The sequence below is a fragment of the Streptomyces carpinensis genome (assembly GCF_002154505.1).
In the GTDB taxonomy this organism is placed as follows: Bacteria; Actinomycetota; Actinomycetes; order Streptomycetales; family Streptomycetaceae; genus Streptomyces; species Streptomyces carpinensis.
Genome location: NZ_MUBM01000137.1, coordinates 1 through 13,110, shown reverse-complemented (window position 1 = coordinate 13,110; position 13,110 = coordinate 1). Strand labels below are relative to the sequence as shown.

Sequence of the window (13,110 nt, the reverse complement as noted above, 5' to 3'; positions counted from 1 at the left end):
GTCACCCCGCGCGGGCAATGCGGCGCGCCTTGTCGGTGTGGCGGAAACGTAAAGAAGGGGCGGGGGGAATGTGCCCCCATGTCCTCCCTCGTCACGTCACCTCGAAGAAATCCGCCGGCTCGCTTTGAACGCGGAGCGCCCCGAATCCGTACCCGTGCACGAGCGACCGACTGGGGGAACCCCCGGACACCGGAGGTGGGCGTGCGCAAGGATGCGGCCGTGGCCAATGAACGTGGATCGAGGGCCCGACATCGCATGTCCTCACAGCCCTCGGAACCCGACGAGGAGCTGATGCGCGCGCTGTACCGCGAGCACGCCGGACCCTTGCTCGCGTACGTCCTGAGGCTGGTCGCCGGAGACCGGCAGCGTGCCGAGGACGTGGTGCAGGAGACGCTCATCCGTGCCTGGAAGAACGCCGGCCAGCTCAATCGAGCGACCGGTTCGGTACGCCCCTGGCTGGTGACGGTCGCCCGACGCATCGTCATCGACGGCCACCGCAGCCGGCAGGCCCGGCCGCAGGAGGTCGATCCGTCGCCGCTGGAGGTCATCCCCGCGGAGGACGAGATCGACAAGGCGCTGTGGCTGATGACGCTGTCGGACGCGCTCGACGACCTGACCCCGGCCCACCGGGAGGTGCTCGTCGAGACGTACTTCAAAGGGCGTACCGTCAACGAGGCGGCCGAGACCCTGGGCATTCCCAGCGGCACCGTCCGCTCCCGGGTGTTCTACGCCCTGCGTTCTATGAAGCTGGCTCTGGAGGAGCGGGGGGTGACGGCGTGATGAGCGTGTACGGGGGGTTCGGAACGGGTGGTTCGGGTATGTCAGGGTCCATGCAGGGATCACCGGCCCCGAACGAGCACGAGACCGTCGGCGCCTACGCCCTCGGAATTCTCGACGACGCCGAGGCAACCGCTTTCGAGGCACACCTCGCCACCTGCGAGTGGTGCGCGCAGCAGCTCGACGAGCTGGCCGGGATGGAGCCGATGCTGGCCGCGCTCGCGGACCTGCCGGGCGCCGGTACACCCGTGATCGCCGAGTCCCTGTCGGCCAAGCCGAGCCCGCGGCTCGTGGAGAAGCTGGTCGACGAGGTCTCCGAGCACCGCGCGCGGAAGCGACGCAAGGGCTTCTACCTGGTCGCGGCGGCCGCGGCGCTGATCATCGGCGGCCCGCTGACGGTGTACGCGGTCAGTGGTTCGGACGGCGGCGCGACGTCCACGGTGGCCGCGAGCCCTGCGAAGGCGGCCTTCGACGCCATGTCCGACAAGGTGACGGCGACCGACCCGGCCACGCACGTGACCGCGACCGTCGCCCTGGAGAAGAAGGACTGGGGCACGAACGCCGTCCTGCGGCTGAAGAACGTGACCGGCCCGGAGCGGTGCTCGCTCATCGCGGTCGGCAAGAACGGCGAGCGCGAGACGATCACGTCCTGGTCCGTCCCCGGCTGGGGCTACGGCGTTTCCAACGCCAAGACCGAGGAGGCCAAGAACCCCCTGTACATCCGTGGCGGCGCGGCCTTCCAGCCGAACCAGATCGACCACTTCGAGGTCATGACCTTCGACGGCAAGCGACTGGTCCAGGTGGGTGCCTAGCGAGTCGTCCGAGTGGACGCCCGCTGACCCGTCCGGGTCGGCGCCCGGCTTCCGCCGACGGGTCCCCTTCGCGTACGGTTGACGGCTGCCCAGCACGTCAGAAGGGGGCCCGGTGGCCGCTCAGGCTCAACAGGATTCCGCGGTCGAATCGGTTCACGACGCAGCGCCCGACTCCGTACGCGACCGAGAGATCCGTGGTGAACAGGAACACCTGGACCGGGTGTACCGGCGGCTCGAGGAGAAGATCCACGAGGCCGAGTTCCTCATGCACGACGCGGCCAAGCGCGCCCAGGTCGGCACGCCCGGCGCGCTCGCCGAGCGCGACGCGCAGGTCTTCCGGGCGGGCGTCCACCTCAACCGGCTGAACAACGAGTTCGAGGACTTCCTCTTCGGCCGCATCGACCTGCTGCTCGGCAAGGACGGCAAGAAGGGGCCCGACGGCGCCTACACCGCCGTGGAGCCGGCCGAGGGCGCGGTGCGCCAGGACGACACCGCCGACATCGCCGAGACCCTGCACATCGGCCGGATCGGCGTCCTCGACGAGGACTACTCCCCGCTGGTCATCGACTGGCGGGCCCCGGCCGCCGCCCCCTTCTACCGCTCCACCCCGGTCGACCCCGGCCGGGTCGTCCGCCGCCGGGTGATCCGCTCCAAGGGGCGGCGCGTGCTCGGCGTCGAGGACGACCTGATGCGGCCCGAGCTGACGGCGTTCCTGGACGGCCGGGAGCTGCCCGTCATCGGCGACGGCGCGCTGATGGCCGCGCTCGGCCAGGCCCGCGGCCACACCATGCGGGACATCGTCGCTTCCATCCAGGCCGAGCAGGACCTGGTCATCCGCGCTCCCGCCGCCTCGGTGACGTACGTCGAGGGCGGTCCGGGCACGGGCAAGACGGCGGTCGCCCTGCACCGGGCGGCCTACCTGCTCTACCAGGACCGGCGCCGGTACGCCGGCGGCATCCTGATCGTCTCGCCGACCCCGCTCCTCGTGGCGTACACCGAGGGCGTGCTGCCCTCCCTCGGCGAGGAGGGCCAGGTCGCCATCCGCGCGATCGGCTCGCTGGTCGATGGGGCCGAGGCCACGTTGTACGACTCGCCGTCCGTGGCGCGGGCGAAGGGCTCGTACCGGATGCTGAGGGTGCTGCGGAAGGCGGCCCGGGGAGCGCTGGAGCTCGGCCCCGACGCGGGCGCCGGAGCCCCGGTGCCGGGCGCCCCGGCGGGACAGCTCGCCCTCGGGGAGGACACCGACGGCACCGATGACGCGGCGTCGCAGGCCCCTGCCGGGCCGCCGACCCGGCTGCGAGTGGTCGCCTTCGGGCGCCGGCTGGAGCTGGAGGCCAGGGAGCTGGACCGCATCCGGCGCACCGCTCTGGGCGGCACCGCTCCGGTCAACCTGCTGCGCCCGCGGGCCCGCAGGCTGCTGCTGGACGCGCTGTGGGAGCGCTCCGGCGCGGGAGTCCGGCACACCGACCCGGAGCTGGCCGCCGAGCTGCGTTCCTCCTTCGACGAGGACGTGACCGGCGAGGACTCCTTCACCGCCTTCCTCGACGCCTGGTGGCCGGAGCTGACCCCGCGCGCCGTGCTCGCCGCCATGGCCGACGAGCGGCGGCTGGGCCGCTGGGCGCGCCGGGTCCTCAACCCCGGCGAGGTGCGCAGGGTCGCCCGTTCGCTGAAGCGGAACGGCTACTCGGTGCACGACATCGCGCTGCTCGACGAGCTCCAGGCGATCCTCGGCACCCCGGCCCGCCCGAGGAAGAAGCGCGATCTGGACCCGCTGGACCAGCTCACCGGCCTGGAGGAGCTCATGCCGGTGCGCGAGGAGTCGCAGCGCGAGCGGGCCGAGCGCCTGGCCCAGGAGCGCACCGAGTACGCGCACGTCATCGTGGACGAGGCGCAGGACCTCACGCCCATGCAGTGGCGCATGGTCGGCCGCCGCGGCCGGCACGCCACCTGGACGGTCGTGGGCGATCCGGCCCAGTCCTCCTGGTCCGACCCGGACGAGGCGGCCGAGGCCCGTGACGAGGCCCTGGGCACCCGTCCGCGCCGCCGCTTCGAGCTCACGGTGAACTACCGCAACCCGGCCGAGATCGCCGAGCTGGCCGCGAAGGTGCTCGCTCTGGCCATGCCCGGCTCCCGGGCGCCGTCGGCGGTGCGCTCCACGGGCGTGGAGCCCCGTTTCACGGTGGTACGGGACTCCCTGGCGAGCACCGTGCGGGCGGAGGCCGAGCGGCTGCTGGACCGGGTGGACGGCACGGTCGGCGTGGTCGTCGCGATGAACCGGCGCGAGGAGGCCCGGCGCTGGCTGGCCGGTCTCGGGGACCGGGTGGTGGCCCTGGGCAGCCTGGAGGCGAAGGGCCTGGAGTACGACGCGACGCTGGTCGTCTCGCCCGCGGAGATCGCGGACGAGTCGCCGGCCGGTCTGCGGGTGCTCTACGTCGCCCTGACCCGGGCCACCCAGCAGCTGACGGTGGTCTCGGGTGAGCGGGACGAGCCGGACGCGACCGGGGTGCCGGACCTCCTGCGGGACTGATGCCGGACGTGCGACGGGCCTGCTGCCGGACCTCCTGCGGGCCCGGTGCCGGACCTGCGGACGGGCCTGGTGCCGAACCTCCCGCGGGACGGATCCGAGGGGCCTGTCGTGAACGCGGTCCGGATGAAGCTCCTGCGGGGGGAATGGTCTTACGGCGTCCGTTTGTTAGCCTGTATGTGACACCGGCCCGATCCAAGCCCCCGGGCCCAACCTTCGTCGCTTCGAGCGACCACTTGCCGCGAGGCGAGCATGGCGGGTCGGTGTCACCTAGCGTCTGAGAGGCCCGCGTCACCATGTGACGTGGGCCTCTTTTGTTGCCTCAGCACCTACCGCACGCGGATCAATTCTCGTATTGTGGAAGTCACTTTCCGAAAACGGCACGTACCCGAGAACACAAAGTCCGCAATCCAGGGCGGCTACCGCGTACTCGGCGGTAGGTGCGACGATCGGACGGCACAACGTCGCGACACGGTGAAAGCAGAGGAAGTCGGCCATGGCAACGGCGCCCAGCGTCTCCTACTCGATGACCATCCGGCTGGAGGTGCCCGCGAGCGGAACCGCCGTCTCGCAGCTCACCACCGCCGTGGAGTCCTCCGGAGGCTCGGTGACGGGCCTCGACGTCACCGCGTCCGGGCACGAGAAGCTCCGTATCGACGTCACCATCGCGGCCACCTCCACCGCGCACGCCGACGAGATCGTCGAGAAGCTGCGCGGCATCGAGGGCGTCACGCTCGGCAAGGTCTCCGACCGTACGTTCCTCATGCACCTCGGTGGCAAGATCGAGATGGCGTCCAAGCACCCCATCCGCAACCGTGACGACCTGTCCATGGTCTACACGCCGGGTGTGGCCCGCGTCTGCATGGCGATCGCCGAGAACCCCGAGGACGCCCGCCGTCTGACCATCAAGCGCAACTCCGTTGCGGTCGTGACGGACGGCTCCGCCGTGCTGGGCCTGGGCAACATCGGCCCCAAGGCCGCGCTGCCGGTCATGGAGGGCAAGGCGGCACTCTTCAAGCGGTTCGCCGGTATCGACGCCTGGCCGCTCTGCCTGGACACCCAGGACACCGACGCCATCGTCGAGATCGTCAAGGCGATCGCCCCCGGCTTCGCCGGCATCAATCTGGAGGACATCTCCGCGCCCCGCTGCTTCGAGATCGAGGCCCGGCTGCGCGAGGCCCTGGACATCCCCGTCTTCCACGACGACCAGCACGGCACCGCGATCGTCGTGCTCGCCGCCCTCACCAACGCGCTGCGCGTGGTGGACAAGCCGATCGAGAACGTGCGCGTGGTGATGTCCGGCGCCGGCGCCGCCGGTACGGCCATCCTCAAACTCCTGCTCGCGGCGGGCGTGAAGAACGCCGTCGTCGCCGACATCCACGGCGTGGTGCACGCCGGCCGCCAGGACCTGGTCGACGCCGCCCCGGAGTCGGCGCTGCGCTGGATCGCCGACAACACCAACCCCGAGAACCTCACCGGCACGCTGAAGGAGGCGGTGCGCGGCGCCGACGTCTTCATCGGCGTCTCGGCCCCGAACGTGCTCGACGGCGACGACGTGGCCGCCATGGCCGACGGTGCGATCGTGTTCGCGCTCGCGAACCCCGACCCCGAGGTCGACCCGGCAATCGCCCGGCAGACGGCCGCAGTTGTGGCCACCGGTCGCTCCGACTTCCCCAACCAGATCAACAACGTGCTGGTCTTCCCGGGCGTCTTCCGCGGTCTGCTGGACGCGCAGTCCCGTACCGTCAACACGGAGATGATGCTGGCCGCCGCGCAGGCCCTGGCCGACGTGGTCACCGAGGACGAGCTGAACCCGAACTACATCATCCCCAGCGTCTTCAACGACAAGGTCGCGGGTGCCGTCGCCGGAGCGGTGCGCGAGGCCGCCAAGGCGGCCGGGACGGCCGCGGTGAGCAGCAGCCCGACCAGCGTCGTCTGAGCAAGCACTTGACGAACGGGTCATACTGACTGAAAACAGGCGTCCGGGAGTGAAAGACTCCCGGACGTGACGATCGCCACGGTAGGCATGGAACCGGCGCGTCGCCGAACGCGTTGTCAGTGAGGCGCTTTATCGTGGCCTGCCAGGTGCAGGCCCTCTTTTCGTGTGACTCCCAAGGGTGTTCTCACGACTCCTACGGGTGCCGGATTGGCTTTCCCGCCGCAGGTGGGGGCAGGATGCCTCCCTGGGCGCGAGGGTCTGACGAGGGACCCGGGTCCGGGGGCCCACCGAGGACCCTGGCAGCATCGGCTTCGCTGGCCCAACATGCGGCTTCGCCGCGTGGTACGCCTCAACGGCAAGAAGAACACGGGAGTAACAACATGAACCGCAGTGAGCTGGTGGCCGCGCTGGCCGACCGCGCCGAGGTGACCCGCAAGGACGCCGACGCCGTGCTGGCCGCGTTCGCCGACGTCGTCGGCGACATCGTCTCCAAGGGGGACGAGAAGGTCACCATCCCTGGCTTCCTCACCTTCGAGCGCACCCACCGTGCCGCTCGCACCGCCCGCAACCCGCAGACCGGCGAGCCGATCCAGATCCCGGCCGGCTACAGCGTGAAGGTCTCCGCGGGCAGCAAGCTCAAGGAAGCCGCCAAGGGCAAGTGACCTTGCCGTTGGTACGCCACGGGACGGCGTGCGAGGCCCGCTAGGGCCGACACCAACGTCAATGGGGCGGCCCCTTTCACCCGGGGCCGCCCCATCGTCGTACGTCCTGTGCTTGCCGGGGGGGGCGACCCCCGGACCCCTGTCCGGAGGGATGCTCGCTCGGCCGGAGTGCAGCGGCTCGGGTCCTCAGCCGAGCGCCTGCCCGGGCAGCTCCACCTTCGCGCCGAGTTCCACGAGCTTCTCCATGCTGTGCTTGCCCGGGGGCGACCCCCGGACCCCCGGCCGGAGGGATGCTCGCTCGGCCGGAGTGCAGCGGCTCGGGTCCTCAGCCGAGCGCCTGCCCGGGCAGCTCCACCTTCGCGCCGAGTTCCACGAGCTTCTCCATGAAGTTCTCGTAGCCGCGGTTGATCAGGTCGATGCCGTGGACGCGGGAGGTGCCCTGGGCGGCCAGGGCCGCGATCAGGTAGGAGAAGCCGCCGCGCAGGTCAGGGATGACCAGGTCGGCGCCCTGGAGTTTGGTCGGGCCGGACACCACCGCGGAGTGCAGGAAGTTGCGCTGACCGAAGCGGCAGTCGGAGCCGCCCAGGCACTCGCGGTAGAGCTGGATGTGCGCGCCCATCTGGTTCAGCGCGGAGGTGAAGCCGAGGCGGGACTCGTACACCGTCTCGTGGATGATCGACAGGCCGGTCGCCTGGGTGAGGGCGACCACCAGCGGCTGCTGCCAGTCGGTCTGGAAGCCGGGGTGCACGTCCGTCTCCAGCGCGATCGACTTCAACTGCCCGCCGGGGTGCCAGAAGCGGATGCCCTCGTCGTCGATCTCGAAGGCGCCGCCCACCTTCCGGTAGGTGTTGAGGAACGTCATCATCGACCGCTGCTGGGCACCGCGGACGTAGATGTTGCCCTCGGTGGCCAGTGCCGCCGACGCCCAGGACGCGGCCTCCAGACGGTCCGAGAGGGCGCGGTGGGTGTAGCCGCCGAGCTTGTCCACACCGGTGATGCGGATGGTGCGGTCGGTGTCCATCGCGATGATCGCGCCCATCTTCTGCAGTACGCAGATCAGGTCCTCGATCTCCGGCTCGACGGCCGCGTTGGACAACTCCGTGACGCCCTCGGCGAGTACGGCCGTCAGCAGCACCTGCTCGGTCGCGCCGACGGACGGGTACGGCAGCCGGATCTTCGTGCCGCGCAGCCCCTTGGGCGCCTCCAGGTACTGACCGTCGGCCCGCTTCTCGATGACCGCGCCGAACTGGCGCAGCACGTCGAAGTGGAAGTCGATGGGCCGGCCGCCGATGTCGCAGCCGCCGAGGCCGGGGATGAACGCGTGGCCCAGCCGGTGCAGCAGCGGGCCGCAGAAGAGGATCGGGATGCGGCTGGAGCCCGCGTGGGCATCGATGTCAGCCACGTTCGCGCTCTCCACCCGGGTCGGGTCGAGCACCAGCTCGCCGGGCTCCTCACCCGGACGGACCGTCACCCCGTGCAGTTGCAGCAGACCGCGTACGACCCGCACGTCACGGATGTCCGGAACGTTGCGCAGCCGACTTGGTTCACTGCCCAGCAGAGCGGCGACCATGGCCTTCGGCACGAGGTTCTTCGCACCGCGGACACGGATCTCGCCCTCCAGCGGGGTACCGCCATGGACAAGCAGGACATCGTCGTTGACGCTCATGTATCTCGCGTTCCGATGAGGTGGGCAGGGGGGTGGCCAGGCGCGGCCGATCACTTCGGTCAGGGCCGGGGAAGACAGACTAATGGCCGTGCACCCCCGTGAAGTAAGCCCGAGCACGACCCAGCCACGTCATGGGTGTGTCACAACACGAACCGTTTCAGACCGGGCACATGGGGTCACCGGCGAAGCCGTGCGCCGTCGGCGCTTCCGTGCCCCGTGAGCTGCCCTCACTCCCGTAGCCGGATTGGCTCCCCACACCCGGGCAAGATGCGGGATCATGTCTGGCATGACCGAGGTGTCCTCGCTCACAGGGCGGCTGCTCGTGGCAACACCAGCCCTGGCGGACCCGAACTTCGACCGTGCGGTGGTGCTCCTTCTCGACCACGACGAGGAGGGCTCCCTCGGTGTCGTCCTCAACCGTCCCACGCCGGTGGACGTGGGCGACATCCTGGAGGGCTGGGCGGACCTCGCCGGGGAGCCCGGCGTCGTCTTCCAGGGCGGCCCCGTGTCGCTGGACTCGGCGCTCGGCGTCGCCGTCATCCCGGGCGGCGGCTCCGGTGAGCGTGCCCCGCTGGGCTGGCGCCGGGTGCACGGCGCGATCGGTCTCGTCGATCTGGAGGCTCCGCCGGAGCTGCTGGCCTCCGCCCTCGGCTCGCTGCGGATCTTCGCCGGATACGCCGGCTGGGGCCCCGGCCAGCTGGAGGACGAGCTGGTGGAAGGGGCGTGGTACGTCGTCGAGTCGGAGCCCGGCGACGTCTCCTCCCCGTCGCCCGAGAGACTCTGGCGCGAGGTGCTGCGCCGGCAGCGCAACGAGCTGGCGATGGTCGCCACGTATCCGGACGACCCATCGCTGAACTGAACTGCGCACGCTTCAGTACCCTTGCCGTATGAGCACTCTCGAGCCCGAGCGCGGGACTGGTACGGGAACCCTCGTAGAGCCGACGCCGCAGGTGTCCCACGGCGACGGCGACCACGAGCGCTTCGCCCACTACGTCCAGAAGGACAAGATCATGGCGAGCGCCCTGGACGGGACGCCCGTCGTGGCGCTGTGCGGCAAGGTCTGGGTGCCCGGCCGCGATCCGAAGAAGTACCCCGTGTGCCCCATGTGCAAGGAGATCTACGAGTCCATGAGCAGCGGCGGCGACGACAAGGGTGGCAAGGGCGGCGACAAGTAGCCGTCGAGCCGCCGCCGGGAGCGGTGCCCGAGAGCGGTTCAACGTCCGGTCCCCGGATCGGTGGTCCAGACCTTTTGGTCCAGACCTCTTGTCGGCGTCCTCGGTAGTCCCTAGGCTCCCTCCGTGGCCCAGGACGAGATCGAGAACGATGTGATTCCGGCGGTGCGCGCCGTCGGGGGCACGGGGCGGGGCGCGTTCCTGTTCGACCAGGACACCACCCTGCGGGCCGCCCCCGGCACGGGCACCGCCGAGCGCTGGCTGCGCACCGCGCTCGGCACGGCCCTCGGCCTGCCGCTGCCGGCCGCCGCGTCCTCCGGTCCGGAGCAGGCCGCGAAATCGATCCGGCTGCACCTGGACGACGCCCTGGAGCCCGAGGCCTACCGGCTCTCCGTGACCGACCGGGGTGTCGAGATCCGCGGTGGCGGCCCGGCCGGGGTCTTCTGGGGCACGCAGACCTTGCGCCAGCTGCTCGGGCCGGACGCCTTCCGCCGCGCGCCGGTGCGACCGGGCGCCGCCCACGCGATCCCGGCCCAGGTCATCGAGGACGCGCCCCGCTTCCGCTGGCGCGGGCTGATGCTGGACGTGGCCCGGCACTTCATGCCGAAGGACGGCGTCCTGCGCTACCTGGACCTGATGGCCGCGCACAAACTCAATGTGCTGCACCTGCACTTGACGGACGATCAGGGCTGGCGGGTGGAGATCAAGCGGTACCCGAAACTGACCGAAACCGGCTCCTGGCGGTCACGCACCAAGTTCGGCCACCGGGCCTCCCCGCTGTGGGAGGACAAACCGCACGGCGGCTACTACACCCAGGACGACATCCGGGAGATCGTCGCCTACGCCGCCGAGCGGCATATCAGCGTCGTCCCGGAGATAGACGTACCCGGGCACTCGCAGGCCGCCATCGCCGCGTATCCGGAACTCGGCAACACCGACGTCATCGACACCACCGCCCTCACGGTCTGGGACAACTGGGGGGTCAATCCGAACGTACTCGCCCCCACTGACAACACCCTGCGCTTCTACGAGGGCGTCTTCGAGGAAGTGCTCGGCCTGTTCCCGGCGGACGCCACGGGCTCCACAGGATTTTCGGAGTTCTTCCACATCGGCGGCGACGAGTGCCCCAAGGACCAGTGGCGGGCCTCGCCCACCGCGCAGGCCCGCATCGGGGAACTCGGGCTGGCCGACGAGGACGAGTTGCAGGCGTGGTTCGTCGGCCACTTCGACAAGTGGCTTGCCGCGCGCGGGCGCAGGCTCATCGGCTGGGACGAGATCCTGGAGGGCGGCCTCGCGGACGGTGCCGCCGTGTCGTCCTGGCGCGGGTACGCGGGCGGGATCGCCGCGGCGCTGGCCGGTCACGACGTCGTCATGTGCCCTGAGCAGCAGGTGTACTTGGACCACCGCCAGGACGCGGGCGTGGACGAGCCCGTACCCATCGGCTACGTGCGGACCCTGGAGGACGTCTACCGGTTCGAGCCGGTGCCGCCGCGGCTCGACGCCGAACAGGCCTGCCATGTGCTGGGCGCCCAGGCCAACGTGTGGACCGAGGTGATGGAGGACTCCGCGCGCGTGGACTACCAGTCCTTTCCCAGGCTGGCCGCCTTCGCCGAGGTCGCCTGGAGCGCTCTGCCCGCGCCTTCGCGGCGGGACTTCGCCGACTTCGAGCGCCGGATGAGCGCCCACTACCGGCGCCTGGACGCGCTCGGCGTCGGCTACCGGCCACCCACCGGACCGCTCCCCTGGCAGCGGCGTCCCGGTGTCCTCGGCCGCCCGATCGACGGCCCGCCGCCGGTCAGGTGACCGGTGGTGGGCGGGCCCGCGGCCGGCGGAGGCGGGGCCGCCCGCGACCGGGTCGGGCGAGTCTCCCGCCGCCCGGGACCGTTTCGAACTGACGGTGGAAAAAATCCGCAAGTGTCAGCGAAGGGTGGGAATTCGCCCGCACCGGTGATGCCGTCCGAAAACGGGCCATGTCCCCGATGAGGTGGGCGAATGGCTCCTGGCGGACCCGTGTCCTCGCCCCCTGCGAAGATGTGCCAGAGTTGCCACGTCCGCCCTGTCAGGTCGTACCGTACGGCAGCACGGGTGGGACCAGTGGGGCAGCGGGAAGGGGCAAGCCGGTTTGACCACGCACGCACCGCAGGCGGCGCAGGCCGTCACGCTGCCCACGACGCTGGACGAGGCCGTGGCGGCACTCACCGCCATGCCCGCCGCCGTGCCCGTGGCCGGCGGCACGGATCTCATGGCCGCCGTGAACTCCGGGCAGCTCAGGCCCGCCGCGCTGGTCGGCCTCGGCCGGATCAGCGAGATCCGCGGCTGGCAGTACCAGGACGGCCACGCGCTGCTCGGCGCAGGGCTCACGCACGCGCGCATGGGGCGCCCCGACTTCGCCGCCCTGATCCCGGCGCTCGCCGCCGCCGCACGGGCCGCGGGCCCCCCGCACATCCGCAACGCCGGCACCCTGGGCGGCAACATCGCCTCGGCCGCCCCCACCGGGGACGCGCTGCCGGTGCTGGCCGCCCTGGAGGCGACCCTCATCATCGCGGGCCCGGGCGGGGCCCGCCGCGAGATCCCGGTCTCGCACCTGCTGGCCGGGGTGGAGATGCTCCGCGCGGGCGAGCTCATCGGCTTCGTGCGCGTGCCGCTGCTGCACGCGCCGCAGGTCTTCGTGAAGGCCACCGGCCGCACCGGCCCCGGCCGCGCCGTCGCTTCCGTGGCGCTGGTCCTGGACCCGGCCCGGCGCGGAGTGCGCTGCGCGGTGGGCGCCATAGCGCCCATGCCGCTCAGGCCCCTCGACGCGGAGCAGTGGGTGGGCCGGCTCATCGACTGGGACAACAACCGCACCATCGTCCCCGAGGCGCTGAGCGCCTTCGGCGAGTACGTCGCCGCGGCCTGCATCCCCGATCCGGTCCCGGCCGAGGACGGCTCCGTGCAGCAGCTTCCGCCCGCCGTACTGCACCTGCGGCGCACCGTCGCCGCGCTGGCCCGACGAGCACTGGGGAGGGCGCTGTCGTGACCGACGACCAGCACGCGGAGGGCGCGCCCGGCGGCCGCTGGAACCCGCTGCCGCAGGGCGACTACGACGACGGCGCCACCGCCTTCGTGAAACTCCCCGAGGGCGGCATCGAGGCCCTTCTGGCCGCCGACAGCCCGCTGGCCGCGCCCGGCCACGGCTACGTGCCGCCGCAGATAACGGTCACCTCCACCTCGCCCGCGGCCACCGACCCGGCGGCCACCGGAGGCTGGGCCGCGCCCGCCGAGGGCACCCAGTGGCCCGACCCGAACGCGGTGCCGCAGGACGGCGGCGGGGACGCGGGCGCGGACGACCGGTTCGCGCACCGCCCCGAGGCCACCCAGCAGTGGACCTTCCAGGACGACCACTCGCAGGCTCAGCCGCAGGCCCCGGAGTCCGGACACGACGTCACGGGGCAGTGGTCGATCCCGGTCGCCGGAGGTGACCTTCCGGACGAGTCCGGCGAGTTCACCACCTCGTCCCTGGTCCAGCAGTGGGGCGGCACCCCTCCGGCCACCCTCCCCGGTGGCGCCCCACTGCTGGAC

Annotated in this window: 10 protein-coding genes and 1 pseudogene; 10 read left to right on the top strand and 1 reads right to left on the bottom strand. The window is 71.4% G+C overall.

Annotation, left to right across the window (positions count from 1 at the left end; genetic code table 11):
• Positions 1-195: 195 nt before the first annotated feature.
• The 5 genes from BZY54_RS18910 (at position 196) to BZY54_RS18890 (ending at position 6,714) form a co-directional block, all read left to right on the top strand.
• Positions 196-780 carry a sigma-70 family RNA polymerase sigma factor gene (locus tag BZY54_RS18910; RefSeq protein ID WP_030167252.1) on the top strand — a complete coding sequence of 195 codons (585 nt, stop codon included), beginning with the start codon at positions 196-198 and terminating at the stop codon, positions 778-780.
• Positions 780-1,589: an anti-sigma factor family protein gene (locus BZY54_RS18905; RefSeq protein ID WP_279634691.1), complete on the top strand. Its 810-nt coding sequence runs from the start codon at positions 780-782 to the stop codon at positions 1,587-1,589. The genes BZY54_RS18910 and BZY54_RS18905 overlap by 1 nt, the downstream gene beginning before the upstream one ends.
• Positions 1,590-1,701: 112 nt before the next feature.
• The gene (locus tag BZY54_RS18900; protein WP_107419754.1) at positions 1,702-4,116 is read left to right on the top strand and encodes a HelD family protein; all 2,415 of its coding nucleotides are present in this window, start codon (positions 1,702-1,704) and stop codon (positions 4,114-4,116) included.
• Between the two features lie 493 nt (positions 4,117-4,609).
• On the top strand, positions 4,610-6,052 hold the full coding sequence (locus tag BZY54_RS18895) for an NAD-dependent malic enzyme (RefSeq protein WP_086726366.1): 1,443 nt from the start codon (positions 4,610-4,612) through the stop codon (positions 6,050-6,052).
• Between the two features lie 380 nt (positions 6,053-6,432).
• Positions 6,433-6,714 (top strand): HU family DNA-binding protein, encoded by a 282-nt coding sequence (locus BZY54_RS18890; RefSeq protein ID WP_003990598.1) that lies wholly within the window; start codon positions 6,433-6,435, stop codon positions 6,712-6,714.
• A gap of 325 nt (positions 6,715-7,039) precedes the next feature.
• Here BZY54_RS18890 and murA read toward each other — a convergent pair whose 3' ends face one another.
• Positions 7,040-8,380, bottom strand: coding sequence for a UDP-N-acetylglucosamine 1-carboxyvinyltransferase (gene murA / locus BZY54_RS18885; protein WP_086726365.1), 1,341 nt, complete (start codon positions 8,378-8,380; stop codon positions 7,040-7,042).
• 286 nt (positions 8,381-8,666) lie between these two features.
• Here murA and BZY54_RS18880 point away from each other — a divergent pair, with 286 nt between their 5' ends.
• The 5 genes and pseudogenes from BZY54_RS18880 to BZY54_RS18860 form a co-directional block, all read left to right on the top strand.
• Positions 8,667-9,239 (top strand): YqgE/AlgH family protein, encoded by a 573-nt coding sequence (locus BZY54_RS18880; RefSeq protein ID WP_167414022.1) that lies wholly within the window; start codon positions 8,667-8,669, stop codon positions 9,237-9,239.
• 28 nt (positions 9,240-9,267) lie between these two features.
• A complete protein-coding gene (locus BZY54_RS18875) occupies positions 9,268-9,555 on the top strand; it encodes a DUF3039 domain-containing protein (protein ID WP_086726363.1) in 288 nt (95 codons plus the stop codon).
• Between the two features lie 123 nt (positions 9,556-9,678).
• The gene (locus BZY54_RS18870) at positions 9,679-11,355 is read left to right on the top strand and encodes a beta-N-acetylhexosaminidase (protein ID WP_086726362.1); all 1,677 of its coding nucleotides are present in this window, start codon (positions 9,679-9,681) and stop codon (positions 11,353-11,355) included.
• Between the two features lie 319 nt (positions 11,356-11,674).
• Positions 11,675-12,568, top strand: a complete 894-nt coding sequence (locus BZY54_RS18865; protein ID WP_086726361.1) for an FAD binding domain-containing protein — start codon at positions 11,675-11,677, stop codon at positions 12,566-12,568.
• A pseudogene (locus tag BZY54_RS18860) lies at positions 12,565-13,110 on the top strand (hypothetical protein); the annotation flags it as partial. The gene BZY54_RS18865 and the pseudogene BZY54_RS18860, both read left to right, overlap by 4 nt.

Coding starts and splice junctions, on each gene's coding strand:
- BZY54_RS18880 (WP_167414022.1), top strand. CDS start 8,667: ATGACCGAGGTGTCCTCGCTCACAGGGCGGCTGCTCGTGGCAACACCA.
- BZY54_RS18905 (WP_279634691.1), top strand. CDS start 780: ATGAGCGTGTACGGGGGGTTCGGAACGGGTGGTTCGGGTATGTCAGGG.
- murA (WP_086726365.1), bottom strand. CDS start 8,380: ATGAGCGTCAACGACGATGTCCTGCTTGTCCATGGCGGTACCCCGCTG.
- BZY54_RS18890 (WP_003990598.1), top strand. CDS start 6,433: ATGAACCGCAGTGAGCTGGTGGCCGCGCTGGCCGACCGCGCCGAGGTG.
- BZY54_RS18895 (WP_086726366.1), top strand. CDS start 4,610: ATGGCAACGGCGCCCAGCGTCTCCTACTCGATGACCATCCGGCTGGAG.
- BZY54_RS18875 (WP_086726363.1), top strand. CDS start 9,268: ATGAGCACTCTCGAGCCCGAGCGCGGGACTGGTACGGGAACCCTCGTA.